At 72.0% G+C, this 24,655-nt stretch carries 23 protein-coding genes and 1 pseudogene; 4 read left to right on the forward strand and 20 right to left on the reverse strand.

Features of this window, described 5'->3' with window-relative positions:
- Positions 1-18: 18 nt before the first annotated feature.
- From CLV40_RS30690 to CLV40_RS30750, 13 genes are all read right to left on the reverse strand, one after another.
- Entirely contained in the window at positions 19-792 is a 774-nt protein-coding gene (locus CLV40_RS30690; protein WP_104482503.1) for an ABC transporter ATP-binding protein, read from the reverse strand.
- Positions 789-1,811: a FecCD family ABC transporter permease gene (locus CLV40_RS30695; protein ID WP_104482504.1), complete on the reverse strand. Its 1,023-nt coding sequence runs from the start codon at positions 1,809-1,811 to the stop codon at positions 789-791. The genes CLV40_RS30690 and CLV40_RS30695 overlap by 4 nt, the downstream gene beginning before the upstream one ends.
- Complete coding sequence (locus tag CLV40_RS30700; RefSeq protein WP_104482505.1) at positions 1,808-2,821, reverse strand: FecCD family ABC transporter permease; 1,014 nt, start codon at positions 2,819-2,821, stop codon at positions 1,808-1,810. Before CLV40_RS30700 ends, CLV40_RS30695 begins: the two co-directional genes overlap by 4 nt.
- The gene (locus CLV40_RS30705; protein ID WP_104482506.1) at positions 2,818-3,810 is read right to left on the reverse strand and encodes an ABC transporter substrate-binding protein; all 993 of its coding nucleotides are present in this window, start codon (positions 3,808-3,810) and stop codon (positions 2,818-2,820) included. The genes CLV40_RS30700 and CLV40_RS30705 overlap by 4 nt, the downstream gene beginning before the upstream one ends.
- 42 nt (positions 3,811-3,852) lie before the next feature.
- On the reverse strand, positions 3,853-4,692 hold the full coding sequence (locus CLV40_RS30710) for a siderophore-interacting protein (RefSeq protein ID WP_104482507.1): 840 nt from the start codon (positions 4,690-4,692) through the stop codon (positions 3,853-3,855).
- Positions 4,689-4,940 (reverse strand): phosphopantetheine-binding protein, encoded by a 252-nt coding sequence (locus tag CLV40_RS30715; protein WP_104482508.1) that lies wholly within the window; start codon positions 4,938-4,940, stop codon positions 4,689-4,691. Before CLV40_RS30715 ends, CLV40_RS30710 begins: the two co-directional genes overlap by 4 nt.
- Positions 4,937-5,605, reverse strand: a complete 669-nt coding sequence (locus tag CLV40_RS30720) for an isochorismatase family protein (RefSeq protein WP_104482509.1) — start codon at positions 5,603-5,605, stop codon at positions 4,937-4,939. Before CLV40_RS30720 ends, CLV40_RS30715 begins: the two co-directional genes overlap by 4 nt.
- A gap of 3 nt (positions 5,606-5,608) precedes the next feature.
- Positions 5,609-7,237: a (2,3-dihydroxybenzoyl)adenylate synthase gene (locus CLV40_RS30725; RefSeq protein WP_104482510.1), complete on the reverse strand. Its 1,629-nt coding sequence runs from the start codon at positions 7,235-7,237 to the stop codon at positions 5,609-5,611.
- Positions 7,237-8,430, reverse strand: a complete 1,194-nt coding sequence (locus CLV40_RS30730; RefSeq protein ID WP_104482511.1) for an isochorismate synthase — start codon at positions 8,428-8,430, stop codon at positions 7,237-7,239. The genes CLV40_RS30725 and CLV40_RS30730 overlap by 1 nt, the downstream gene beginning before the upstream one ends.
- A gap of 99 nt (positions 8,431-8,529) precedes the next feature.
- Positions 8,530-9,300, reverse strand: coding sequence for a 2,3-dihydro-2,3-dihydroxybenzoate dehydrogenase (locus tag CLV40_RS30735; protein ID WP_104482542.1), 771 nt, complete (start codon positions 9,298-9,300; stop codon positions 8,530-8,532).
- A 364-nt stretch (positions 9,301-9,664) separates the two neighbouring features.
- On the reverse strand, positions 9,665-10,345 hold the full coding sequence (locus CLV40_RS30740) for a hypothetical protein (protein ID WP_104482512.1): 681 nt from the start codon (positions 10,343-10,345) through the stop codon (positions 9,665-9,667).
- Between the two features lie 5 nt (positions 10,346-10,350).
- Complete coding sequence (locus CLV40_RS30745; protein ID WP_245931671.1) at positions 10,351-14,223, reverse strand: hypothetical protein; 3,873 nt, start codon at positions 14,221-14,223, stop codon at positions 10,351-10,353.
- A gap of 140 nt (positions 14,224-14,363) precedes the next feature.
- Positions 14,364-14,738 (reverse strand): cupin domain-containing protein, encoded by a 375-nt coding sequence (locus CLV40_RS30750; RefSeq protein ID WP_219824156.1) that lies wholly within the window; start codon positions 14,736-14,738, stop codon positions 14,364-14,366.
- A gap of 110 nt (positions 14,739-14,848) precedes the next feature.
- Between CLV40_RS30750 and CLV40_RS30755 the strand changes: the two genes are divergently transcribed.
- Positions 14,849-15,325, forward strand: coding sequence for a MarR family winged helix-turn-helix transcriptional regulator (locus tag CLV40_RS30755; protein WP_219824157.1), 477 nt, complete (start codon positions 14,849-14,851; stop codon positions 15,323-15,325).
- 22 nt (positions 15,326-15,347) lie between these two features.
- Here the strand turns inward: CLV40_RS30755 and CLV40_RS30760 are convergent, their stop codons facing one another.
- Complete coding sequence (locus CLV40_RS30760; RefSeq protein ID WP_245931672.1) at positions 15,348-15,812, reverse strand: Lrp/AsnC family transcriptional regulator; 465 nt, start codon at positions 15,810-15,812, stop codon at positions 15,348-15,350.
- Between the two features lie 224 nt (positions 15,813-16,036).
- On the opposite strand from CLV40_RS30760, the gene CLV40_RS30765 reads away from it, so the two are divergent.
- On the forward strand, positions 16,037-17,071 hold the full coding sequence (locus CLV40_RS30765) for a DMT family transporter (RefSeq protein WP_104482514.1): 1,035 nt from the start codon (positions 16,037-16,039) through the stop codon (positions 17,069-17,071).
- A 161-nt stretch (positions 17,072-17,232) separates the two neighbouring features.
- On the opposite strand, the pseudogene CLV40_RS40915 reads toward CLV40_RS30765, so the two are convergent.
- The 3 genes and pseudogenes from CLV40_RS40915 to CLV40_RS30780 all read right to left on the reverse strand — a co-directional run.
- Positions 17,233-17,772: pseudogene (locus tag CLV40_RS40915) on the reverse strand (MFS transporter); the annotation flags it as partial.
- Between the two features lie 264 nt (positions 17,773-18,036).
- Positions 18,037-18,810 carry a hypothetical protein gene (locus CLV40_RS30775; protein WP_104482515.1) on the reverse strand — a complete coding sequence of 258 codons (774 nt, stop codon included), beginning with the start codon at positions 18,808-18,810 and terminating at the stop codon, positions 18,037-18,039.
- Between the two features lie 98 nt (positions 18,811-18,908).
- Entirely contained in the window at positions 18,909-19,541 is a 633-nt protein-coding gene (locus tag CLV40_RS30780) for a TetR/AcrR family transcriptional regulator (protein WP_104482545.1), read from the reverse strand.
- A 98-nt stretch (positions 19,542-19,639) separates the two neighbouring features.
- On the opposite strand from CLV40_RS30780, the gene CLV40_RS30785 reads away from it, so the two are divergent.
- Together CLV40_RS30785 and CLV40_RS30790 are read left to right on the forward strand one after the other, a co-directional pair.
- Positions 19,640-20,635: a PhnD/SsuA/transferrin family substrate-binding protein gene (locus CLV40_RS30785; RefSeq protein WP_104482516.1), complete on the forward strand. Its 996-nt coding sequence runs from the start codon at positions 19,640-19,642 to the stop codon at positions 20,633-20,635.
- 95 nt (positions 20,636-20,730) lie between these two features.
- Positions 20,731-21,171, forward strand: a complete 441-nt coding sequence (locus CLV40_RS30790; protein WP_104482517.1) for a hypothetical protein — start codon at positions 20,731-20,733, stop codon at positions 21,169-21,171.
- A gap of 10 nt (positions 21,172-21,181) precedes the next feature.
- Here the strand turns inward: CLV40_RS30790 and CLV40_RS30795 are convergent, their stop codons facing one another.
- The 3 genes from CLV40_RS30795 to CLV40_RS30805 form a co-directional block, all read right to left on the reverse strand.
- The gene (locus CLV40_RS30795) at positions 21,182-22,057 is read right to left on the reverse strand and encodes an SDR family oxidoreductase (protein ID WP_104482518.1); all 876 of its coding nucleotides are present in this window, start codon (positions 22,055-22,057) and stop codon (positions 21,182-21,184) included.
- Positions 22,047-23,435: an MFS transporter gene (locus CLV40_RS30800; protein WP_104482519.1), complete on the reverse strand. Its 1,389-nt coding sequence runs from the start codon at positions 23,433-23,435 to the stop codon at positions 22,047-22,049. The genes CLV40_RS30795 and CLV40_RS30800 overlap by 11 nt, the downstream gene beginning before the upstream one ends.
- Before the next feature lie 135 nt (positions 23,436-23,570).
- Positions 23,571-24,518: an AraC family transcriptional regulator gene (locus CLV40_RS30805; protein ID WP_104482520.1), complete on the reverse strand. Its 948-nt coding sequence runs from the start codon at positions 24,516-24,518 to the stop codon at positions 23,571-23,573.
- Between the last annotated feature and the right edge of the window lie 137 nt (positions 24,519-24,655).

Genomic DNA, 24,655 nt, shown 5'->3' on the forward strand with positions numbered 1-24,655 from the left:
TCCTGGTGTCGGGGGTGGTCAGAGGGCGGGGACGACCATCGGCGTGCCGGTCACCGGGTCGGGCACCACCACGCAGGGCAGCTCGAAGACCTTGGTGATCAGCGCGGCGTCGACGACCCGCGCGGGCGCGCCCTCGGCCACGATCTGGCCGTCGCGCATGGCGACGACGTGGTCGGCGTAGCGGCAGGCCTGGTTGATGTCGTGCAGCACCGCGATCACGGTGCGGCCCTGGTCGCGCAGCCGGGCCAGCAGTTCCAGCAGCTGGTACTGGTGGGCGATGTCGAGGAACGACGTCGGCTCGTCGAGCAGCAGGTGCGTCGTGCGTTGCGCCAAGACCAGCGCGACCCACACCCGTTGCCGTTGACCGCCGGAGAGTTCGTGCACCGGACGGTCGGCGAGGTCGGCCACACCCGCTGCTTCCATCGCCTCAGCGACGCTGCGCTCGTCCTCTTCGGACCAGGTCGACAGCAACGACTGATGGGGGAAACGGCCGCGCGCGACGAGTGCGCGTACTCGTACGTCCTCGGGCGCGACCGGTTCCTGCGGCAGGAAACCCAAGGCGCGCGCGAGTTCCTTGTTCGGGTACGTGCTCACCGCCCGCCCGTCGAGCTGGACGGCGCCCGCCGAAGGGCGCAGCAGCCGTACGAACGCGCGCAGCAGCGTCGACTTGCCGCAGGCGTTCGGGCCGACGATGGCGGTGAAGGCGCCGTCGGGCACGTCCAGGGACAGCCGGGTGGAGACCACCCGGTCGTCGTAGCGCAGGGTCAGGTCCCGTGCGGTCAGGCGGGTCATGCGCGCCCGACCTTCCTGGCGAGCAGCCAGATCAGGTACGAGCCGCCGACCGCGGTGCTGACCACCCCGGCGGGCAGGGGCACCGGCGCGAGCAGCACCTGGGCCAGCAGGTCCGTGCCCAGCAGCAGCACCGCGCCGGTCAGCGCGGCCGGGAGCATCGGGACACCGGGCGCGGCGGCCACCCGCCTGCCGATCTGCGGGGCGGCCAGCGCGATGAACGCGATCGGCCCGGCCACGGCGGTCACCGTCGCCGTGCAACCCACGCCGATGAGCACCAGCTCCAGCCGCAGCCGCTCCAGCCCGACCCCCGTGGCGACCGCGACCTCCCGACCCAGCCCCGCCTGCTGCGCGTCCCGCGAGCGCGCCGCCAGGAACACCAGCAGGACACCGAGGACGACGAACGGGACGCCGACGTCGTCCCAACCGAGCCCGTTGAGCGAGCCCGCGCTCCAGCCGACGGCGGCGATCGCCACCTCCAGCTCCGCGCGCAGCACGATCCACGAGTTGACCGCGGTCAACATGGCGTTGACCGCGATGCCGATCACCACCAGCCGCAGCCCGGAGAGCCCACCGGACCGGGAGAGCAGGTAGACCAGGGTCGCGGCCACCAACCCGCCCAGCACGGACCCCGTGATGAGCTGCGCCGAGGACCCGGAGAGCACGGTGAGCACCACGAGTGCCCCGGTGTAGGCGCCCGCGTCGAGGCCGATGACCTCCGGGCTGCCCAACGGGTTGCGGGTGACGCCCTGGAAGATCGCCCCCGCCACGCCGAGCGCGGCGCCGAAGACCACGGCCGCCAGCACCCGCGGCAGGCGCCACTGGCGGATCACCACACCGGAGTCGCCGCCTGCCCCCGTCAGCGCGGCGAACACCTTGGCCGGACTCGCCCAGACCGCGCCGTGGCACAGACCGAGCAGCGCCAGACCGGCGATGACGACCAGCGCGACGACGCTGACGACCAGGGTTCGGCGTTCGACGCGGATCGAGAAGCGCCCGCGGCGCAGGACGACGGCGGTCACAGCGGCGCCGCCCCGTAGCGGCGGACGGCCCAGATGAGCACCGGCCCGCCGAGGAACGCGGTCACGAACGCCACCGGCACCTCACCGGTCGGCAGCAGCACCCGCGACCCCACGTCGGACACCAGCAGCAGGACCGGTCCGATCACCGCGGCGTAGGCGACCAGCCACGGCACCGAGCCGCCCGCCGCGCGCCGGGCCAGGTGCGGCACGATCAGCCCCACGAACAGGATCGGCCCGGCGACCGCGGTCGCCGCGCCCGCCAGCACCGTGATCAGCACCAGCGCGCCCGCCCGGACCCGCGACACGTTCGCGCCGAGGCTGCGCGCGACGGTCTCGCCGAGCGCCAACGCGTTGAGCTGCCTGCTCAGCAGCGCGGACCCCACCAGCGCCGCCGCGATGGCCAGCAGCGGCACCAGCATCGGCGCCTGCTCCCGACCGGCCAGCGACCCCACCGCCCAGAACCGGTACGCGTCGAAGACATCCGGCAGCAACAGCCGCAGTCCCAGCGACAGCCCGGACAGCACCGAACTCAGCGCCACCCCGGTGAGCACCAGCCGCAGCGGCGAACCCCAGCCCACCGCGAAGACCACGACCGTCGCCAACACACCGCCGACCACCGCCAGCGCCAACTCCCCCACGGCAGAGGCGGCGGCACCCATCGCGGACCCGACGGTGATGGCGAACCCGGCGCCGGTGGTGACCCCGAGCACCCCCGGCTCGGCCAACGGGTTCCGTGAGATCACCTGCACCAGCACGCCCGCGACGCCCAAGGCCGCGCCCACGCCGATGGCCAGCAGCGCGCGGGGCGCGCGGATGTGCCGCACCACTGAGTCGTTCGCGGTGTCCGACGGGGCGAACAGCGCCCGCAGCACGTCCTCCGGCGCGATGGGGTGCGCGCCGATGCCGAGGCTGACCACCGCGACCGCCAGCAACGCGACGAGCGCCACGACGAGCCACGCGACGCGCGCTCCCGACCGTAGTCGCGCGGGTGGGACCTGGACGGTGGTCACGACGTCAGCAGCGGTGCGAGCGCTTTGTCGACCGCGTCGGCGGTGGCCATCGCCGAGCCGTACGTCGTGGCCTCCGTGTAGCGCAACGGGAACGCCTTGCCCGCCTTGACCGCGGGCAGCCCCTTCCAGAGCGGCGAGTCCAGCACGTACTGCACGCCCTTGGGGTTGGAGCCGTCCGCGTTGACCGTGTAGGTGATCACCTCGGCCTCGGCGAAGGCGGTGGGCAACTCCTCGATCGACGGGTACTCGCTGACGTCCTTGGAACCGCCACCCCGCACCTTGACCTGGCCGTAGTAGTTCGCACCGAGGTCTTGGGCGACGTTGGTGCCCCAGGAACCGTTGAACTCGCGCTGGAAGTTGCCGTTGGCGATCTCGCCGTAGGCACCCAGGTGCGCGAACTTCAGTCCGGGTAGGACACCCGCGTACTTCGCGGCCAGCGCCTTCGTCTTGGTCTGGTAGGCGTCGCGGATGGTGTCGAAGGTGGCCAGCGCGCCCGCCGCGTCGGCCTGCCTGCGCGAGAGGTCCCGCCACGCGGAGGGCAGCGAGGGACCGATCGCCACGACCGGCGCGATGGCCCGCAGCCGCGCGATGTCGATGTCGGCGAGCACCGGCTTGGGCACGCCGATCACGATCAGATCGGGCTCGAGCTGGGCGATCGCCTCGTAGTTGGTCTCGGCGGCGGACTCGCCTGCCACCTTGGCCAGCCGGTCGTAGGTGGCGCGGATCTCCGGGGTCATCATCGGCAGCCCGCGCCGCCAGGTGGAGATCCCGACGAGCGGCGCGTTGGCCTCCATCAGGGCCGGGACGGCGTAGCCGGTGGCCACGACGCGCTTCGGCGAGACCGGGATGGTGATGTCGCCGTTGTCCGCGGTGAAGACCCGGGTGGCGCCCGCGGGTGCGGCGGGCTCGCCGGGGCCGGAGCCGCACCCGGCGGCCAAAGCGGCGAGCACGAGCGCACCGGCGATGCGGGCGGATCTGGGGACGCGCATGGGAGATTCCTTCAGCAGGTTGGTTGATCGCGACCGGGGGGCTCAGTCGTCGTGCTCGTCGTCGAAGTCGACGACACCGCGCTTCCAGTAGCCGGTGATGTCGTGGTCGGTCTTGTCCAGGCCCAGTTCGTCGCGGACCCAGCGGCGCAGCGGCTTGATCGAGCCCGCCTCGCCCGCGATCCACACGTAGACCCGCTCACCTTCGGGGACGCGCACTGCCCGCACGGCACGGTCGAGCAGACCGGGCTCGGCACCGTGCAGCCACTGGACTTCGACGCCCTCGGGGGCGCTCAGCTCGATGTGCTCGCTCGCGTCCGCCACCTCGATGAACGCCCAACCGCGCGCGGTGCGGGGCAGTTCCTCGAGCCAGCGGGCGATGGCGGGTAGCGCGGTGAGGTCGCCCGCGAGGAGGTAGCGGTCGTAGTTGTGCGGGACGATCAGGCCGCCGGGAGGGCCCGCGATGTGCGCGACCGCGCCGGGTTCGACGGCGCGCGCCCAGTCGCTGCCCAGTCCGTCCGGGTGCAGGGCGATGTCGAGGTCGAGTTCGCCGGTGACCGGGTCGTAGCGGCGCACCGTGTACTCGCGGGAGGTGGGCGACGGCTTGGGCCAGCGCAGCATGTCGCCGTTGGGCTCCGGCAGGCGCAGGGTGCCGTCCGGGTCCGGGAACAGCACCTTGACGTGCTCGTCGGGCGCGTGCGCCTCGAACCCGGCGGTCCCCGGGCCGCCGAGGGTGACCCGCAGCAGACCGGACCCGACCATGGCCGTGCGCACCACCACCGCGGCGCGCACGCGGATCGGGTAGCCCACCTTCTCCGCCGCGGTGCCCGCGCGGACCTCGGCGATCCGCTCCCGGTGGCGGTGCCGGTGGTCGACCCGGTTCACGCGCCCGCCCCGGTCACCAGTCGGGTCCAGCGGTCCAACCGGGGTTCCTCGGCCAGGTCGGCGAACTCCACCTCGGGCGCGCCCGCCGCCCGCCAGCGCTCCAGCAGGGCCATGGTGCGCATGGAGTCCAGGCCCAGGTCGAGCAGGTCGGCCTCCGGGGTCACCTCCGCCGGTGCGCAGCCGAGCACCTCGGCGATGTCCGCCCGCACGCGGTCGCCGGTCAGCGCGCCCGCCTCGGGGGCGCTCATCGCCCGGCTCCCGCCGAGACCGGCGCCGACAGCTCGGTCAGCGCGTCGGCGGTGGTGATCACGGTGCCGCAGCACTGCGCGACGTACTCGCAGGCCCGGTCGTGGTGCGCGCGGGAGAAGTCGGCCACGGCGTCGGCGACCAGGATCGGCCGGATGTCGGACATGAACGCCTCCACGGCGGTGGCCTGGAGGCCGATGTGCGCGTAGACCCCGGTGATCAGCAGCTGGTCGCGGCCCGCCGCGGCGAGCCGCGCGCGCAGCGGGGTGCGCTGGAACGCGCTGTAGCGCCACTTGGTGAGCACCGTGTCACCCGGCCTCGGGGCGAGTTCGGCGACGACGTCCGCCGCGCGCGGGTCGCGGTCGATGACCCCGCCGATGCCCGGGCCCCAGAACTCGGTGAGCAGGCCCCGGTCCGCGGCGCTCTGGCGACCCGGCTGGGCGGTGTAGAACACCGGGACGCCCGCGGCGCGCGCCGCGTCGAGCAGGGCGGCGGTGTTGGCGAGCACCTGCGGGATCGGCGCGCCCGCGAAGGGGGCGAGGAAGTAGCGCTGCGCGTCGTGCACGAGCAGCGCCGCCCGGGCCGGGTCGGGCCGCCAGTCGACCCGGCCCACGGGCAGCTCGGACGCCGTGGGCAGCGGGTAGCCCGCGATCTTGGGTAAGGACACCGGTCACGCCTCCCTCACGAGTGCGGCCAGCGCCGCCCTCAGTTCACGTTTGCTGGTCTTGCCGACACCGGTCACCGGGAACGCCGCGACGACCTGCACCAGGTCCGGCACCTTGAACGCGGCGACCCCGCGCTCGCGGATGAACCGGCGCAGCACGGGCCCGGTGGGCGCGGCGCCGGGAACGGGCACGACGTAGGCGCAGGTGCGCTCGCCGAGGTACTCGTCGGGCACCGCGACCACGGCGGCGTCGAGCACGTCGGGGTGGGCCATCAGGTGGTCCTCGACCTCCTCGGCGGCGACCTTCTCCCCGCCCCGGTTGATCTGCTCCTTGGCGCGGCCGACGACCTCCAGGTGCCCGGTGGGGCCGCGCCGCACCAGGTCGCCGGTGCGGTAGAAGCCGTCCGGGGTGAACGCCTGGGTGTTGTGCTCGGGCGCGCGGTAGTAGCCGCGGATCGTGTACGGGCCGCGGGTCAGCAGCGCCCCGGTCTCCCCCTCCGGCACCAGGTCGTCGGAGCTCGCCGACGGGTTCTCCGGGTCGACCAGGCGGACCTCGTCGTCTAGCGAGATGGGTCGTCCCTGGGTATTCAGCACGAGGTCGTCGGGGTCGTCGAGGCGGGTGTAGCAGACCAGTCCCTCGGCCATGCCGAACACCTGCTGCAACCGCGCACCCAGCGCGGGTCCGACGCGCTCGGCCAACTCGCGTCCGCACTTGGCACCGCCGACGAGCAGAACCTCCAAAGTGGACAGGTCGTGCTCGGTGCGCGCGGCGGCCTGGGCCCAGGTGGCGGCCAGCGGCGGTACCACGCCGGTGATCGTCACGCCCTCGCGGTCGATGAGCCGGAACGCGGTGTCGGGGTCCGGGCGCGGCGACAGCACGACCTTCGCCCCGACGTGCAGCGCGCCCAGGATTCCCGGTGAGCTGAGCGGGTAGTTGTGCGCGGCGGGCAGGGTGGCGAGGTACACGCTGTCCGGTCGCAGCGCGCAGATGCGGGCGCTTTCCCTGACGCTGTAGAGGTAGTCGTCGTGGGTGCGTGGGATCAGCTTCGGCAATCCCGTGCTGCCACCGGAAAGCTGGAGGAACGCCACGCTCGCGGGGTCCGGGTCGGGCAGCTCGCGCGCGGCGGTCGCGGACAGGTCGTCGAACGCGGCCGACCCCACCACGTGGACTTGGCGCACCGAAGGCACTTCAGCCGCCACGGCGTGCGCGAGGGCTTCGTGATCGTGCCTTTCGTGCGTGCCGACGGTGAGGATCGCGGCGGCCTCGCTCTGCTCGGCGAAGTGGCGCAGCTCGGTGTGCCGGTGGGCGGGCAGCGCGAACACCGGCCAGGCGCCGACCCGCCACAACCCGAACAGCACCGGCACGAACTCGGGCACGTTGGGCAGCTGGACGACCACCCGGTCGCCCGCGCGGATCCCGGCGTCGGCGAGGCCCGCCGCGATCGAGTGGGCGCGGCGGTCGAGTTCGGCGTAGTCCCAGCGGCTGGTGGCGCCGTCCCGCTCCCCCACCACGGCGGTGCGGGTGGCGTGCGCGTCGGCCAGCGCGGTGAGCAGCGCGCCGAAGGTCTGCCCGCGCCAGTGGCCCGCCGCGCGGTACCGGGCGGCGACCTCCGGCGGCCACGGGGTGTGGTCCATCACCGCTCCCACGCGCCGAGCGCCCGCAGCAGGGTGCGGAACTTCGCGCCGGTCTCGGCCAGCTCCGCGTCCGGGTCCGACCCGGCGACGACGCCCGCGCCCGCGAACAGGCGCACCGCCGCGTCGCACACCTCGGCGCAGCGGATGGTGACCACCCACTCGCCGTCGCCGCGCGCGTCGGTCCAGCCGACCAAGCCGGTGAAGTAGCCGCGGTCGAAGGGTTCCAGGGCGGCGATCGCGTCGCGCGCGCCGTCGACGGGCACCCCGCACACTGCGGGCGTGGGGTGCAGCGCCTCGGCGATGGCCAGCGACGAGGCACCGGGGTCGGTGGGGTCGGCGATCCGGCCGGTGATCCTGGTGGAGAGGTGCCACATGGTCGGCGTGCCGACCACGGTGGGCTCGGCGGGCACGACGAGGTCGCGGCAGAACCGACCGAGCACCCGCGCGACCTCGGCCGCCACGTGCGCGTGCTCGGCGCGGTCCTTGGCCGAGGCCAGCAGCGCGGCCCGGCGCCTGCGGTTCTCCGCCTCGTCGGCCACCCGCGGCGCCGACCCGGCGAGCGGGTTGGCCACCACCTCGGTGCCGCGCCGCGACACCAGCAGTTCCGGGCTGGCGCCGACCAGCGTGCGCGGGGCGGGGTCGCCGGGCGCGCTGACGTCGACGGCGAAGGCGTGCGCGGTGGGATCGGCGCGCACCAGCCGGGCGAGCAGCGCGGGCACCGCGACCGGGGCGTCGGCCAGCAGATCGAGGCACCGTCCCAGCACGACCTTGGCCAGTTCGCCACCGGCGATCCGCTCCAGCGCGCGGCGCACGGCGTCGGCGTAGTGGGACGGTTGCGGTCGAGGGGCGATCGTCCACGCGGGTGCGACCGCCGCCCCGGTGGGACCGTCGCCGGTGGGCGCGCAGGCCCGGCGGACGAGCGCGGGCACGACCAGGCTCGCCGGGCCGTCCGGGCGGAAACCGATGGCGCCCACCACCATGGGGTGGTCGACACCCGCCCGGGCCGCGGCGGCCAGCGCCGCGGACACGGCGCGGGCGCGGTCGCCGTCGCGGGTCTCGACCGTGGCGTGCACGCCGTCGGCGAGGATCGAGCCGTGCGCGGAGGAGTAGTAGAACGAGCCGGGCAGGTAGGCGGATAACAGGTCTGCCGCCCGGTGGACAGGGCGGGGACGCACCAGGACAGCAGGAGACACGCCAGGATTCCCTTTCGTGACAGCGGTTCGGGACACGGGCTGGACGTCGTCCCGCCGATTCCGCTCGTGCTTCTCAGCGGTGGCCGCGCGGGCGGGCGACTAGGCGCACAACGTGGCGCCACCGTCCACGTAGAGGTTCTGCATGGTGATGTGCCGCGCGCGGTCGGAGACCAGGAAGACCACGGCGTCGGCCACGTCGGCGGGGTCGGCGATGCGCTTGAGCGGGATACCGACGCGGAACTGCGCGGGGTCGCCCGCGATGACCCGCTCCGGCCCGTTGCCGTCGGTCCAGAGCGCGCGCTGCATCGCGGTGTCGGTCGAGCCCGGCGAGACGATGTTGCAGCGCACCCCCGACCCGGCGAGTTCGAGGCCGAGGCACCGGGTGAGCATGGTGGCCGCCGCCTTGGACGCCGCGTAGGCGGCCATGCCCGTGCGCGGCACGCCCGCCGCGTTCGAGCCGACGGTGACCAGCGCCCCGCGCCCGCGTGAAACCATGCGGTGGGAAATTTCCCGCAGCACGAAGAACACACCGGTCGAGTTGACCGCGAACGTGCGCGCCCAGTCCTCAGTGCTGGTCGCGCCGACGGAAGCCGGGTGCAGCACCCCCGCCGCGGACACTCCGATGTCGAGCGGGCCGAGGTCGCGCTCGACCTCGGCCACGACCCGGGCGAACGCGTCCTGGTCGGTCACGTCCACCGGGAACGGCACCACCGACCCGCCGGTGCGGTCCGCCGTCTCCTTGAGCCCGTCGACGTCGATGTCCACCCCCGCAACGGAAACACCCTCACGGGCCAGCGCATCGGCGACGGCGGCACCGATCCCCCGCGCGGCACCGGTGACCAACGCGGTACGGCCGGACAACCCGGTCACCCCGACCACTGGCGTCTCCCTTCACGGTGAAATAGCCAAGCCTCCCCTAAGTTAGCCATTCACAGTCCGGTTACGCGACAGCTGCGCCCGCACTCTCATCCACATTTTTGCCGGTTACACATTAACTTCGCTATACCAGACCAAAGGTTCCATGACCACGCGTTTGGCTCATCGAGCCGCATACCCGCCACGACCGGACACCTCGTTGCGGACGCAACCGAATATCTTTCGCGTCAGGCGCGGGAAACCGACTCCACGACGGCCGCGACTATCTCCTGTGGACGAAAACGGGCGTCGCCGAAATAGTCCACGTGGGATGGACAATCGTGTCGGGCGGTACCGGGATGGCCGCGCTCCGTCGGAATCAGCCCGCGGTGAGTCGAGCGGGGCGGTAGGCGATCGGATCAGGCCCCAGGGTGTCCAGCGCGTCGTGGAGGGAGTCCGCGGGCTCGTCGCCGGGGTGCTCGACGGCCCGCACCAGCCACCCGTCCCCGAGCGGCCGGGAAGCGTGCGCGGGCAGGGCCGCGAGTCGCTCGCGCAGCTGGTCGGTGAGCCCGGCACCGGAGACGTAGGTCCAGGGTCCGAACTCCTCCGGCAGGACGGAGCCGGGGAGGAGCCGCCTGGACGCGTAGCTCGGCTCGTGGCTGTCGACGTGCCACGCGGTCAGGTGCGCCAGGCTCGGCCCGAGACCGGTCACGAGCTGTGTCGCGAGGGAGAGCGCCATCTCCCACTCCGGCCCGAGCGGGTCCGGCTCGTCCAGGTGGACCGTCAGGAACAGCTCAACGGACGCCCCCGGGTCGGCGTCGCCGAGCATCAGCTGGACCCAGGAATTGGCGGCCGGGTAGGCGGGGTGCTTGAGGGCAACCGTCACCGCCTCCCCTTCGCCACCGAGGAAGCGGGCGCTGCGGGCACCGCTCGGCTGGAACCCCGCGCCACCGAAGGTGCCCAGCGCGGCGACGGCTCCGCGCAGAACAGCGCTCTCCGGCATGTTGACCGCGCCCGCCGCCAGTACCAGCACGCTTCCCGCCATGTACGAGTCGCCCACGTCCCTCACCTCCTCCAGATCACGGTGATGTGTTTTTTCCCGCCGTGTTCGATGGCATCTTCGATGACCTCCTGGAACGCCGCCTTCGAACGCGGGTCAAGGCTATCGAACTCGGGCCAGTCGATGATGTGCTCGACGTACTTCCCTTGACTGCCATCGATTTGCCCGAACAGTTGCTCTCTCAAGCCCGCCACTCGCTTGTCCCTGACGTCGTCGCTGAGCTTACCGGTCACATGCTTGTACTCGACCATGACGTGCCGCGAGCGGCCCTCGACGTGCGCTCGGAAGGTGTAGTCGACGCGCTTCTTCCCGACATGGACCTCGATGCCGGTCAACTCACCGTTGTTCTTGAGGAAGTTCACGATGGCTTCCATCTGCTTGCGGACCCCCACATTGAGGGGCTGGAACTTGTTGGCGCCCGAAGCCAACGAGTTCGCCAGGCCGTCGGGGTCGTCGCCCTCGAGATCCGGTGCTTCGTCCCGCTTCAGTTTGTCCCGGTACGCGGCGATCGTGTCGCGATAGACCTTGATCACCTCCATCTCGACCCGGAGGATGCCTGGACCCTTCTGCACCAGGTCGGCCGAGTCGACGTGCACCATGGGAAAGCTGCCCGGGGCGGCCGAGCCGAACCCGGGTGCGCGCTGAATCTGCAGGAACGAGTAGTCCCCGCCGTACAGGTACTTCCCGCTGTCCGTCCGCACGTCGTAGCCGAACAGGTCCTTGGGGACGCCGGCGATGAGCGTACCGAGCCACGGTTCGATGGGGTTCTTCGCCGCGAAGATCTCCTTGAGCGCGTCGGCCAGTTGTCGCTGCTGGCCCGCCAGCTCCTGCTGCTTCGCGGTCAACTTCTTCCTGCCCGCGTCCTCATCGGACTTGGGCACGTGCACCGCGAGCTTCGCGATCTCGTTCGCCTGGTCACCCGCGGCCTCCGCCAGCCGACGCGCGGCCCGCGCCTCTTTCCTGACCTTCGGATCGGTCTTCTCGTCGGCGATGACGTGGTCGAGGTAGTTCAGGAGCGACTGCTCGCGGCTGGCCACCATGAGCGTGGCCGTGCTGCCGGACACCACGAACCAAAGCCGGTGCGTGTGCCGGTCGGCGGAGAACGTGACCACCGCCCAGTCCGGCTCCAGCCGCCGCACGTCGCCCGGCCGTGCCTTGGTCGGGGGCTGGGTCTTCCCCGGTGGCGTCTTCCCCGGTGGCGTCTTCTCCGGTCGCGTCTTCTCCGGATGCCCCTTGTCGGGCCGCTGCTTGGCCGGGGGCCGCCCCTTCTTCGGCCGGTCCTTGCCGGGACGCGCCTTGCCGAACTCGTCCTTGACCGTCTTCGTGATGGCCTTGACCTTGGCCAGCACCCCCTTGGCCAAACCGACGATCTTGTCGATGACCCAGTCCACGGCCTGGTTGACCGGTTTGGCCAGCTTCTGGAAGACGTCCTTGATCTTGCCCGCGATGCCGCCCACGCCCAGCAGTGCGGCCAGCATGCCGATCAGGAGCGGGATCGAGCGGGCGAGGGCCTTCTCGACCAGGCCGGGTACGCCGCCACCGCCGCCCTTGGCGATGGCGATCACCGCGTCCAGGACGGTGTTGACGAACTCGATGATCCGGCTGCCGTTGGTGACGATGAACCGGATGATGTCGATGATCATCTTGCAGGCGCGGATGAACGCCGACGCGGGGTTGAACAGGGAGATGATCCAGGTGATGCCCGCGACGATGATGGTCGGCAGCAGGAACGACACCAGGTTGTCGACGAGGTTCTTCTTCAGGTCCCCGACCCGCGACTTGAGGTCGTCCCACAGCGCCTTCACGCCGTGTTTCCGCGCCTCCACGACGATCGGGAGGGCGTGCTCGCCGACCTCGATCGCGGTCATGGCCTCCTTGGGGAGCTTCGTGGCCAGGCGCGCGCGCAGGCCGGCCCAGGTCAGGCCGAGCAGACCGGCGACCAGCAGCACGATGCCCAGCACGTCGAAGGTGGCGGGCAGCACGATGCCCGCGGTGGCGGCGGTGCCGAGCAGCCACGACAGCACCCCCTGCTCGAGGTGGGCCTTGGCGTTCTCCTTGAACCGCGTCAACCCGCCGCCGACCGCGCGCACCAGGTTGCCGAGGAAGCCGATGGGGTCCTTCAGGATGCCCAGGACGGCCTGCGCCGCCTTGGCGAGCACGCCGAGCAGGAGGTCCTTCAGTTCGAGGATGGTCTTGATGACGCCCTTGACGGCATCGATCGCCTTGTCGACGAAGCCCCGGTTCTTCTCCTTCTCCGCGGCGATCTCGTCGTCGACCGACTTGACGGCGTCGGTGTACTTCGTGGCCAGGGTGTCGACGAGCGCGCTGCTCTTGTCGTCGACGGACTGGGTCAGCTGGTCGAACTTGTCGGCGAACCCGGCGGCGGCCTCCGTGCCGAGCGCCTTGAGGTCCTTGGGCAGCTTCTCGACCTCGGCCCTGAGTTCGTCGCGGCCCTTGGCGATGCGCTGCTTCGCCCTGGTCAGCTCCCGGCCGACGGTGTCCGCCACCCCGGAGATGACCTGGCGCATCCGCTTGACGTAGTGGTCCCGGGCGTCGACGAAGATCTGGTTCGCCTCGTCGGGGAGGCCGAAGAGCTTGTCGTGCCCCCACTTGACCACGCCCCACGCGCCGCCGTACCGCCGGTCCTTGTACTCGTCCATCTTGCGGCGGTGTTCGGCGGTGAACGCGTCGCGGGCTTCCTTCTCGCCCTGGGTGAACTGGTCGTCGACCAGCTTGTCCAGGCCGGTGAGGATGCCTTCGACGTCGGTCTTCATGACGTCGAAGACCTTCTGCAGGATAGCCGTTACCTGGGCCCGCTTGTCCTCGTCGCTGGACTTCGCGTTCGTCTTGCCGGTGCCGACCTGCTGACCGGTCCGCACCCGCTGGTTGGTGATCGCGCCCATGGCGGTGGTGCCGAGGCGCTTGGCCTGCGCGGTGGTCCGGTGCAGCTGTGCGGACTCGTGCTCGCGCAGCTGCCCGGGCGCGGTGTCCGAGTGCTGCTCCGCGGCCTTCTTGTCCTTCACCGCCGCGTCGAACGACGGTTCGTTCGACTTCCGCAGCTGCGGCTCGGTGACCTGCGCGTCGGCCATCTCCTGGTTGACGCGCGCGGGCCCGGCCGACATGTCCGTGGCCGACGGCGGGAGCTTGTCCGGCGTCGCCTTCGCCGGGTCGGGGGTGCCCGGTCGGCCCGGCGGGCGGTCGGGCGCGAGGGGCACGACCTGCTTGGCGACGGCGGCCGACGTGTCCGGTGGCGCGGCCGTGGTGTCGGCGATCTGCGCGGCCGAGTCGGCCTTGCCCTCACCGACCCGGCCCTGGACCTCGCCCTTGATCTCGGCGGGTTTGCCGGAGTCGGCGAACCCGTCGGCCTGCTCCAGGTTCTTCGGCGCCTTCTCGGCGATGGCCTTCTCGACCGCGGCGATGAACGCGTCCTTGTCGAAGTCCTTCGGCTTGGCGTCGTTCATCTTCTCGGCGTTGGCCGTCTTGCCCTGCGCGACCGCGTCGTCCTTGGGCGGTACCGAGGCTTGCAGCGCCGAGGTCGCCTCTTTGCCTGCCGGGGGGTGGGAACGCGCGATCGTCCGCTTCTTGTGCGCGACGTCCTGCTTGAGCACCGCGAACTTGGGATCGGTCCCCGGCCCCCTGGCCAGCCCGGCCGCCACCGCGCCGTTGCCGACCTGGTCCTGCGTCCCCTTCTGGGACGGGTCGCCCAACGGCTTCTTGCCGCCCACCCGCAACGCCGCCGACACCGCGGCGTTCGACGGCGGCAGCAGCGGCGGCTTGCGTTGCGGCGGACGGTCTTTCACCGGCACGGGCGCCTTCGCGGGCGTCACCGCCGGGTCCCGCACGGCGGAGCGCTTCGCACCGACCATCGACGGAGGCATCGACGGCACTCCTCCCCGTCAGGGCACCCAACGGTTCAGAGTCGCAAACCAACCGTCACCACGGCGTCGCTACAACGTTCCCGGATTGTCAGCGACGCGGAACACCCCGACCGCACCCCCGGCGAGGTCGGCCGTCGGACTCAGACGGCCCAGGGGATCGGCTGCCGGGCCTCGCTGCCGGGTGCGCCGACCTGGCCGCCCGCGGCCATGCACACCAGGGCATCACCCGCCTCCGCGAGGGCGTGGAACCGACGGCTCGCACCCGCCGGGACCACCACGGCCTGGCCCGCCACGGCCTTCGCGGATTCACCGTCCACTGTGAACTCGAAGGCGCCTGCGATGATCATCCAGACCTGCTCGCGGTCGACGACGTGCACCGGGGACGGCGACCCCGGGTTCATCCGCACCCGCCAGGTGCTCAGCTCGGCGCTGCCCCGGCTGGGCGCGGCGAGACCGATCATGACGGCCGCCGGGGTGGTGACGGTGCGCTCCTGGCTCGCGGAGATGACGTGCACTCGCGTGCTCCTATACTCGTGGTGGTGGTTTGACGGACTCCCGCTGAACCGCGGTGGTGAGCTACGATGCGAGTAAAGCCGCTTTACTCACACCTGTCAAGAAGGACCCCGTGACCCACGACGCCGATCCGCTCAGGCACGCCGACCTGACCGTCCTGCTCGGCATGTCGTTCCAGGTCGTGCTCGCGGAGTTCACCCAGCGCCTCGACGCGGCGGGCTACGCCGAACTGCGCCCCGTGCACGGCTTCGTCTTCCAACAGCTGCGCGGCCCCGGGCTGACCGGGACCGAGCTGGCCCAACGGCTGGGCGTCACCAAGCAGGCCGTCGGGCAGATCGTCACCGAGTTGGAGAAGCGCGGCTACGTGCGGAAGGCGCCGCACCCGAACGGGGGGCGCGCCCAGCTCATCCAGCTCACCGAGCGGGCGCACGACCACCTCGACGTCGCCGGTCGGCTGCTGCGTGCCGTCGAGTCCGAACTGGCCGACCGGATCGGCGACACCGATCTCGCGCACCTGCGCGAGCAACTGGCCACGCTGGTCCGCGCCGCGGTCGGCGACGCGATCCCCCCGCTGCGGCCCATCTGGTGACGTCCACCGCGGACGCGCCCCGCTACCTCCCCCGCGTCGGGACGGCGAGCGTGGTCTTGATCGGGTCGAGCACGAACATCGTCGAATAGCGGCGCAGGTGCGGTGCGTTCTTCATGACCCGATCAGCCGTTTCCCGGTGCTGCCGCATATCGTCGGTCGCCAGGATCACCACGTAATCGTGCTCGCCCGACACGTTGTAGAACTGCTGCACTTCCGGGGCGGCGAGCACCCATTCCCGAAACCGGTTGTGCGTTTCCGGTGATTCCTGGTCGAGGGTGACCAGGCACACGGCGAGCAGCGCGGGTGCCGGGTCGAGCACCGCGACCTCGCGCAGGAGCAGCCCGCTCGCCCGGTAGCGGTCGATCCGCCGCTGCACCGCGCTGGGTGAGAGCCCGACGAGTTCGCCCAGCGCGGCGAGGGTGCGGCCGCTGTCGCGCTGCAGCAGGTCGAGGAGCCGGTGGTCGGTGTCGTCGAGGTTCGCGGGCACGCGAGATTGTTGCGCGAAAGCCGGGAAACGCTCAATCGCGTCCCGCGCGGGTTCGGCTACGGTGGGCCTTGTCCGCACGAAATCGACGCGGACTCGAGACGGTTCGACAATGCGCGAGCGAGCGGGTTGAAGGGCATGGCCGGGCTGCGGCAATACCCGTCCACGCCATTCACAACGAGGTGGGCTGTGCCCCTGCTCGACCCTCCAGGAAACGGTTGTGGCTGATGACTCCGATCTCCCTTGACCCATCCGAGCCGGTGCGCCGCCCTCCAGCCGGGCTGGCCCTCGGTCTCGCCCTCGGCGCGGTGGGCGCGATCGCCGTGGGCAGCGCCGCGCCCGCGCTCAAACTGCTCGCCGTGACCGCGCTGTCCCCGGTGAACGCCATCCAGGCGCGGACCGTCGTCGGCGCGGTCGCGCTGCTGGCGGTGGCGCTGGTGTTGCGGCGCGGCAGGATGGCGGTGCGTCGGGCGGACTGGTGGCTGGTCGCGGTGTACGGAGTGCTGACCCTGGCGGTCAACCAGGTCGTCTACACCGTCGCCCTGGCGCGGCTGCCGGTCGGCGTGGCGCTGCTGCTGGAGTACCTCGCGCCGGTGCTGGTCGCGCTGTGGGTGCGGTTCGCGCGGCGCGAGCACGTGCCGCGCCTGCTGTGGGCCGGGATCGTCGTGCTGCTCGCCGGGCTCGCGCTGGTCACCCAGGTGTGGACGGCGGCGGCGCCGGACAGCCTCGGTGTCCTTTTCGGACTCCTCGCGGCGGTGACCCTCGCCGCCCGGTTCGTGTTGGCCGAGCGCGGTTTGCGCACGTACGACCCGCTGGTCATGGCGACCTGGGGCGCGTCCCTCGGCGCGGTCGCGCTGGTCGCGGCGGGTGTGGTCGCGCCGTTCCCCTGGCACGCGCTCACCGCGGTGAGCACCGTGGGATCGATCGGCGCGCCGGTGTGGGCGCTGGTGCTCTACGTCGGGCTCGTCGGCATGGCGGCCGCGATCCTGCTCGGCGCGGTGGCGCAGCGGCGCATCCCGTCGACCTCGGCGAGCCTCGTCGCGGCCGTGGAGATCGTGGTGGGCGGGGTGCTGGCCGCGGTTCTGCTCGGTGAGCACCTCGACAACGCGCAGTGGGCCGGGTGTGCGGCGATGCTGGCCGGGATCGTGCTGGCGCAGGTCGCGGTGGCCCGCCGGTCCGCGGCGCCCTCGGGGAGCCGGGCGCTCACGGCCGGGTTTCCGCCGCGGCCCGGCGGGGCATCAGGGCGACGAGCGGCAGGCTGAGCGCGGTGACAGCCAGGACCACGACGAGGGTGACCCCCATCGCGTGCGCCTGCCCGGAGGTCGCGGCCTGGAAGTAGGTCGACGTGACCGCGGCCGACCCGATCGCCGACGCGAGCTGCTGGATCGAGCTGAACGACCCGCCGGCGCTGCCCGCCCATGGCGGCGAACCCGGCGACGACGAGCCCCAGGGGGAGCGGCAGCAGACCGAGGGAGGCGCCCTCCGGGCCGGTGTGCAGCCCTTCCCGCAAGAACGGGGGCAGCACGAAGAGCAACCCCGTACCCGCGGCGACGGGGACGACGCCCCAACCGTTGGTCGAGCCCTCGATCAGGCCGTACAGCAGGCCGAGCATGGTCACCCCGAGCAGGCCGGAGGCGCGGCCGTCGACCACGGTGGCCCGGTTGGCGTCGTCATCACGCGGGAGGACCCTGGCGGCGATGACCAGCCCGACAACCCCCAGGACGATGTTGATCAGAAAGATCGGCCGCCAGGACAGGCCGAACAGGTCGGCGCTGATGAGGAAGCCCGCCAAGACCGGACCGCCGACACTCGAAAGCGCCAGAACCGGCCCGAACAACCCGAACGCCTTGGCGAACATGTCGCGGTCGAACGCCTTGGTCATGACCGCCACGCCCTGCGGGATGAGCAGCGCCCCGAACGCGCCCTGCGCGACCCGGGCGGCGATGATCGTCGAGGTAGTCATGGGGACGTCCTTCTCGGCTTCGACGGGCCGCCCTCCCTGGACGACCTCACCCCCACTACGAACGTCCCCGCCCCGATCCGACACCGCCTTCGGAACTTTCCGGGAACGTCAGCCCCTCAACCGTCGGCCACCAGGCGCGGACAGGTTCGGTGGGATGAACGCCGGGTGGCACATCGAGTCGGGCCGGGTGAGCGCTGCGCGGCTACCCCGAACGGCCGAGTCCGCCGGGGAGCCGCGCACGCGTTCCGGTGTCCCGCGGTCCGACTAAGCGGGGCGCGCGACCTCGTCGCTGAGTTGGATGACGGTGAACTCCACCTGGGACTGGCCCTCCTGCCAGGTCGCCACCACCGTGGAGCCCTTCGCCACCAGGGTTTCGTCGCTGCCCTGGTTGGCGCCGAGGTGGATCAGGCCCTGGCTGCCGTTGGTGCAGTAGTAGGACAGGTGCGCGCGCAGGCCGGGGTGGGTCACGGCTTCCAGTGCTCGGGTCCACTGCTCGGTCGCCTCGGCCTTGAGCGGCAGGACGCTCTCCGGGCCGTCGCCGAGGGTCAGGGCGGTGCGCATGGCGTCGAACAGGGTGCCGTCGGAGGCGAGTCTCGGGTAGGCGACGTACCACTGGCCGGACCAGGCCTCGTCGGTGAGGTCGATGCCGTGCCGCGCCACCAGGGGAGCCAGGTCCGCGCCGCGCACCAGGCCGGGCGCGATCGCCACCTCGGCCAGGTCGGCCGCGAACCCCTGGTCCGGGGCGGCGTCCAAGTCGTCGAACTCGAAGAACGAGCGCGCCGCGTCGAACCGCGACGGGGGCTCGCCCTGGTCGAACAGCCCGCAGTCCAGGACGACCGGCTCCGCGCCGCTCAGCGCGGCGGGCCGGACCCACGCCGGATCGCTGTCGTACCCGAACTCGTCGAAGACGTTGCCGCCCACGTAGGTGGCGTAGTCGGCGTCGGGCGGGTAGGTGGCGAGGGGGGCGCCGAGCACGATCTCGAAGGCTTGGGTGAGCTGCCCGCGCCAGTCGTCGGGTAACGTGGATTCGTGGTTCACGGGCAGACCCTACGATCCGGTGTGGATGCGGTCGACGGCGACCCGGACCGCGATTGTCCACAGAGGAGTCGGATACCGGTCGGCCGGGAGCCTGACCGTCAGCGGGGGTCGCGGAGCAGTCCGGCGTCGTTGAGCAGGACGCGGACCTCGCGCGTGAAGCCCTCGATGTCGTCGAGCCCGAAGGCGGTGTACTGCAGGACGAAGCCGTGCAACAGCGCCATCACCACCCGCGCACCGCGGGCGGGGTCCAGTTCGGACGGTACAGTGCCCGCTCCCCTACCCGCGCGGAGCGCGTCGGCGATGTGCCCGCGCACGCGTTCGAAGCCCGCTTCGGCCCGCTGCCGCAGCTCGGGGTGGCGCAGCAACTCGCCCCAGGCCTGGACCACGCAACGCAGGAGCTCGTCGACCGGCATGGCCTGGCCCGCCTCGTCGACGGCGCGGTCGGCGCCGAACGGCTCGATCGCCGCCGCGACCAGGTCGGCGACCGTCACTTCGCCCGCCAGACGCTCGACCGGCTCGAACATCACCCGGAACGCGTCGCCCGCGATCTCGAGGATGATCTCCTCCTTGCCCGCGAAGTAGCGGTAGGGAGCGCCGACGGACACGCCCGCTTCGGCCGCGATGTCGGGCATCGAGGTCTGGTGGAAACCGTCCCGCGAGAAGCGGCGGCGCGCGGCCGCCACGATCCGCGACCGGTTCGCGGCCCGGCGTTCTGCGGTGATGCGTGGCATGACGCCCTCCTCCATGAATGAACGGTCATTCGCCTTGACTCTTCGGTCCCAGGCGCTCACGACAACAGTGAATGGTCGTTCACGGAGGGAGCCTTGGCATGACCGACCTGAAGCTCAAGGTGGGCGTCTACCGGTACGAGCACACCGAACCGCTGTTCGACGGGCGGGTGCGGATCAGCGGCCTGGACGCGACCCTGGTGACCTCACCCCTGATCTCCGACGTCTTCCGCCGGATGGCCGAGGGTGAGCTGGACGTCGCGGAGTTCGGCCTGACCTACTTCCTGCGCGCGTTCGACCTGCCCGACTCGCCCTTCCTGGCCCTACCGATCTTCCCGAACCGCAACTTCCGCCACTCGGCGCTGTTCGTGCACACCGACAGCGGCATCGAGCGCCCGGAAGACCTCCCGGGCAAAACCATCGGCGAGTTCGCCCTCTACGGCTCCGACCCGGGCGTCTGGGTGAAAGGCGTGCTGGCCGAGGAGTACGGCGTCACGCCCGAGCAACTGGACTGGGTGATCGGCGGCACCGACCGCCCGATCCCCCCGTTCGACTGGATCCCGCAGCCCGTCCCGGACGGCGTCCGCGCCCGCCACACCGACCGGACCTTGAGCGCCATGCTCGAAGCGGGCGAGATCGACGCCCTCCTCTCGGTCGACGTCCCCCAAACCCTGCTCAACGGCACGACCAAGAAGATCCGGCGGCTGTTCGTCGACTACGAAGCTGTCGAACGGGAGTACTACCGCCGAACCGGCATCTTCCCGATGATGCACGTCGTGGCGATCCGCCGGGAGCTGGCGGAGGTCCCGGGCCTGGTCGAGTCGGTCTACCGGGCGTTCCGCGAGGCCAAGGAGATCGTGCAGGACCGGTACCGGGCCAACGCGGCCAAGCAGCACATGGCCGTGATCACCCCTTGGTTCAGCGAGCTGTTCGCGGAAAACCGCGCGCTGCTGGGCGAGGACTGGTGGCCCTACGGCACCGCAGCGAACCGGAAAGCAGTCGACACGTTCCTTCGCTACCACCACGAACAGGGCCTATCCCGACGGCTGCTCACCTGCGAGGACATCTTCGTCCCCAACCTGCTCGACACAACGTGACCCTGCGGTCCGCACCGGCAGACGCGGTCCGGTACGGACTCGCTGTCCAGTACCGCGGCGCGCGGGGCAGGCACCGCACAGGCTAGTTTGCCCCGGTGAGTCTCCTCGATGACGTCGCAGAGCGCGACGGCTGGCGGTGCTGGGTGTGCGACGAGCCGGTCGACGCCGACATGTCGGTGAACGACCCGCGCGGGCCGAGCGTCGACAGCCGGACCGCCGATCGCAAGGCGAAGGTGGCCGAGCGGCTCGCCCACCGCGGGTGCAACACCCGCAAGGGGGCGGTCAAGGTGGTCATCCCCTGGCCGGACCGCCTGCACGTGGTCGAGCCCGCGCCGCTGATCGCGGTCGCCGGGCGGTTGGAGCGCAAAGGGGGCCGCGAGACGGTCGCCCGCTGCCCGACCCAACAGGACGCCCGCGAGGCGGCGGACTGGTTGGCCGACCGGCTGTCCCGGCTCGTCCCGGGGTTGCCGGTGACCACGAACGTCGAGGCGGGTGGCGGCCAGTTCCTCGTGGTCGTGGCCACCGGCAGGCGCTGACCGGAGGGCGTCAGGAACTCGCCCACACCGACCACCGCCGCGCCGCGACCCAGTCCCGGATCCGGCCGAACCGCACCCCGAGCAGCCGCTGGGGTTCGGGGGCGAAGAGGTCCGGGGCGGCGACCTCGGCGTACCGGTACACCCCGGCGACCCCCGCGGCCCCGACCGCACCCATGACCTGGGCCAACGCCGCCTCGAAGGTGTCGACGCCGAGCGGGGTGTAGGTCACCTCCTTGGCCAGCGCGGCGCTGAAGGCGGCGGCGAGTCCCGGTCCGTCGACGGCCTCGGGGCCGCCGAGCCGCACCACCGCGCCCTCGATGTCCGGGGTGTCCAGCGCGGCCACGGTCGCCTCGGCGAGGTCGCCGTGCGAGATCCACGCGACCCGGCGGTCGGCGGCCAGCGGGTAGGCGAGCACGCCGTCGTTGACCAGCGCGGGGCCGTTCCACGGGCTGAACAGGTTGTCCAGGTAGACCGGCGGCCGCAGTACGACGACCGGGAGCCCGCTCTCGCGGAAGACCCGCTCGGCGGCGCGGCGCGTCTCGTAGGCCGCCAGGCCGGTGTCCTCGTCGGGCACGGGGGTGTTGGTGTTGTAGACCAACCGGGACACCCCGGCCGCGCGGGCGGCGTCGACCACGTTGTGCGCGTAGGTGGTCACCAGGTCGGCGTCGTACACCAGGGGCAGCACCACCGACGCGTGGGTGACGCCCTCGAACGCGGTGCGCACCGCTGCCGCGTCGGCGAGATCGCCCTCCACCACCGGCAATCCCGGAACGGTCCTTCCCGGCCTGACGAAGCCGATGGCCTCGCGGTCACGCAGAGCACGGGCAACTGCCCCACCCTGGAAGCCCCGCGCGCCGATCACCAGATAGCGCCTCTCAGCTGACATTCCTTGTCCTCCAATGATTAGGCCGAAGGGACAGCGCGGACAGCGCGCCCAGCAACGCCAGCCCGGCGGAAACCAGGAACGCCAGGGAGAACCCGGCGGTGAGCGCGTCGGGGTCGGCCGGTCCGCCGACCGCCGCGGCGATCCCGCTGAGCACCGCCAGCCCGACAACCGACCCGAACTGCTGGCTGGTGTTGACCAGTCCGGACGCCAACCCGACCTCCCCCGGCGCGGCCTCGGCGGTGGCCGCCGCGGTGGTGGTGATCGCCACCAGCGGCAGGCCGATCCCCAACACCAGGCTGGGGAACAGCACATCACCGACGAACGACCCGTCCACCGAGATCCGCGACAACCAGGCCAGGCCGACGGCGACCAGACCGAACCCGCCGACCAGCACCGCGCGTGGACCGAACCGGCCGATCACCCGCCCCGCACAGGAGGCGACCGCGATGACCGTCAACGACAGCGGCAGCAGCCCCAGCCCGCCGAGCACCGGCGGGTAGCCCAGCACGTCCTGCATCCACACGCTGATCAGGAAGAACGCCGGGAACAGCACGACCTGCCCGAGACCGGAGAGCAGGTTCGCCGCGCGCACCATCGGCCTGCGGATCACCGCCGGTGGCACCAGCGGGTGGGCGACCTTGGTCTGCGTCACGGCGAACGCCACCAGCAGCGCGACCGCCAGCCCGCCCGTGACCAGGGTGGTGGCGCCGGTCCAGCCGTCGACACCGGCGTTGACCAGGGCGTAGGCCAGCAGTCCCAACCCGGCGGTGCCGACGAGCGCGCCGCCGACGTCGAACCCGCCGGTCCGCTCGCGCGGCGCCTCCGGGCGCAGCACCCGCGGCGCGAGCGCGGCGAGCGCCAGACCCGCGAGCACGTTCAGCGCGAACGTGGACCGCCACCCCAGCCACCCGGTCAGGACACCGCCCAGCACCGTGCCCGCGGCGCCACCCGCGCCCGCCATCGCGGCGAACACACCGAGCGCCCGGTCGCGCCCAGGACCCGCCGGGAACAGCGCGAGGAGCAGGGCGAACGCCGCCGCGGCCGCGATCGCCGCGCCGACCCCCTGCACCGCGCGAGCCGCGACGAGCTGGCCGACGCCGCCCGCGACGGCCCCCGCCGCCGACCCGACCACCAGCACACCGAGCCCGGCGGCGAACAGCCCGCGCCGGGTGAACCGGTCCGCGGCGCGACCGCCGAGCAGCAGCAACCCGCCGAAGGTGACCAGGTAGGCGTTGGCCACCCAGGACAGCGCGGCGGGCGCGACCGCGAACCGCGCGCCGATCGACGGGGCCGCCACGTTGATGATCGCGGTGTCCAGGACGAGCAGGAACTGGGTGCCCGCCAGCAACGCGAGCGCGCGACGCGCGGCGCGGTCCATCGCGCCCCCTTTCCCCGCCGGACAACCTGACCCAACCGGGATTCCACAGAGGACCCGGTGACCCCAGCGTGGTCGAGTCCGCGAGTGGGTTCAACGAGTATCCGACCGGAGTCGCTTAACAACCGTCCAGTCGACTCAGCCCTGGTGGAGCTGCCGGTATTCGCCCGGGGTCGTCTCGAAGAACTTGCGGAAGGCCAAGTGGAAGCCCACGACGCTCTGGTAGCCGACCCGCGCGGAGACCACGCCCAGCGGAACCGAGGCGTCGGCCAGCAACCGGGCCGCCTCGCGCATCCGGCAGGACGTCAGGTGGCCCGCGGGCGCCTCACCGACGAGCTTGCGGAAGCAGGCGGTGAACGCCGAACGGGACATGCCCACCTCGCGGGCCAGCGACTCCACCGTCCACGGCTCGTCGAACCGGGTGTACATGATCAGCAGCGCCGTACCGATCTCCGGGTGCCGCGCGGCGGCGAGCACCTCCGGCCGCTCCAGCATGCCTTGCAGCAGCGGGCGCAGGGTCAGCACGAACGCCATCTCGAACACCCGCAACGTGATCAGCTGCGCGCCGGGCCCATCACCGTGGTGACCGAGGAGCAGGTCGATGACCTCACGCAACAACGGCTCCTCGGCGATCCGCGCCGCCTCCAACACCATCACCCACGGCAACGCCCGGTAAAGCGATGAGGCGACACCCGCGTCGAAGTGCAACCCCGCGCACAGGATTCGGCTCGGCTCCCCGTCCCCGCCCAGGGTGATGTGCTCGGACGAGCCGGGGGCGCGGTCGGAGAGCAGGCGTTCGATCGGGACGCCGCGCCGCTCCGGCCGGTCCGACATCCGGTGCGCCACACCGGTGGGAAACACCGCGAGGTCACCCGCGCGCAGCCGAACGGGTGCCGTTCCGTCCGCGGTGATCCAGCAGACACCCTCGTCGACGTAGTGCAGCACCGCGCAGGTCCGCTCGGTATCCCCCTCGACCGCCCACGGTGCCCGCGCATGCCACCAGCTGTGGAAGACACCGGTGAGGCGGATCGGCCGCAGCAGCTCGCTCAGCAGGTCCTGCCCCTGCGCCCCAACCCCCGCTGTCACGCCACCCCTCCCCCGCCACCATCCGCGCCAGCCTACCGGCCCGACCACCTCCCCCGACTCGTTCGCCCCGGGACAGCGCGCTCACCACATCCCGCACCGGCGCCGCGAGTGCACCTGCACGGTCACCGCGGCGGTGA

The sequence above is a fragment of the Actinokineospora auranticolor genome, from assembly GCF_002934265.1.
GTDB lineage: Bacteria > Actinomycetota > Actinomycetes > Mycobacteriales > Pseudonocardiaceae > Actinokineospora > Actinokineospora auranticolor.

Coding starts and splice junctions, on each gene's coding strand:
- CLV40_RS30800 (WP_104482519.1), bottom strand. CDS start 23,435: ATGGACCGCGCCGCGCGTCGCGCGCTCGCGTTGCTGGCGGGCACCCAG.
- CLV40_RS30785 (WP_104482516.1), top strand. CDS start 19,640: ATGACCGACCTGAAGCTCAAGGTGGGCGTCTACCGGTACGAGCACACC.
- CLV40_RS30780 (WP_104482545.1), bottom strand. CDS start 19,541: ATGCCACGCATCACCGCAGAACGCCGGGCCGCGAACCGGTCGCGGATC.
- CLV40_RS30705 (WP_104482506.1), bottom strand. CDS start 3,810: ATGCGCGTCCCCAGATCCGCCCGCATCGCCGGTGCGCTCGTGCTCGCC.
- CLV40_RS30715 (WP_104482508.1), bottom strand. CDS start 4,940: ATGAGCGCCCCCGAGGCGGGCGCGCTGACCGGCGACCGCGTGCGGGCG.
- CLV40_RS30725 (WP_104482510.1), bottom strand. CDS start 7,237: ATGGACCACACCCCGTGGCCGCCGGAGGTCGCCGCCCGGTACCGCGCG.
- CLV40_RS30690 (WP_104482503.1), bottom strand. CDS start 792: ATGACCCGCCTGACCGCACGGGACCTGACCCTGCGCTACGACGACCGG.
- CLV40_RS30745 (WP_245931671.1), bottom strand. CDS start 14,223: ATGCCTCCGTCGATGGTCGGTGCGAAGCGCTCCGCCGTGCGGGACCCG.
- CLV40_RS30765 (WP_104482514.1), top strand. CDS start 16,037: ATGACTCCGATCTCCCTTGACCCATCCGAGCCGGTGCGCCGCCCTCCA.
- CLV40_RS30795 (WP_104482518.1), bottom strand. CDS start 22,057: ATGTCAGCTGAGAGGCGCTATCTGGTGATCGGCGCGCGGGGCTTCCAG.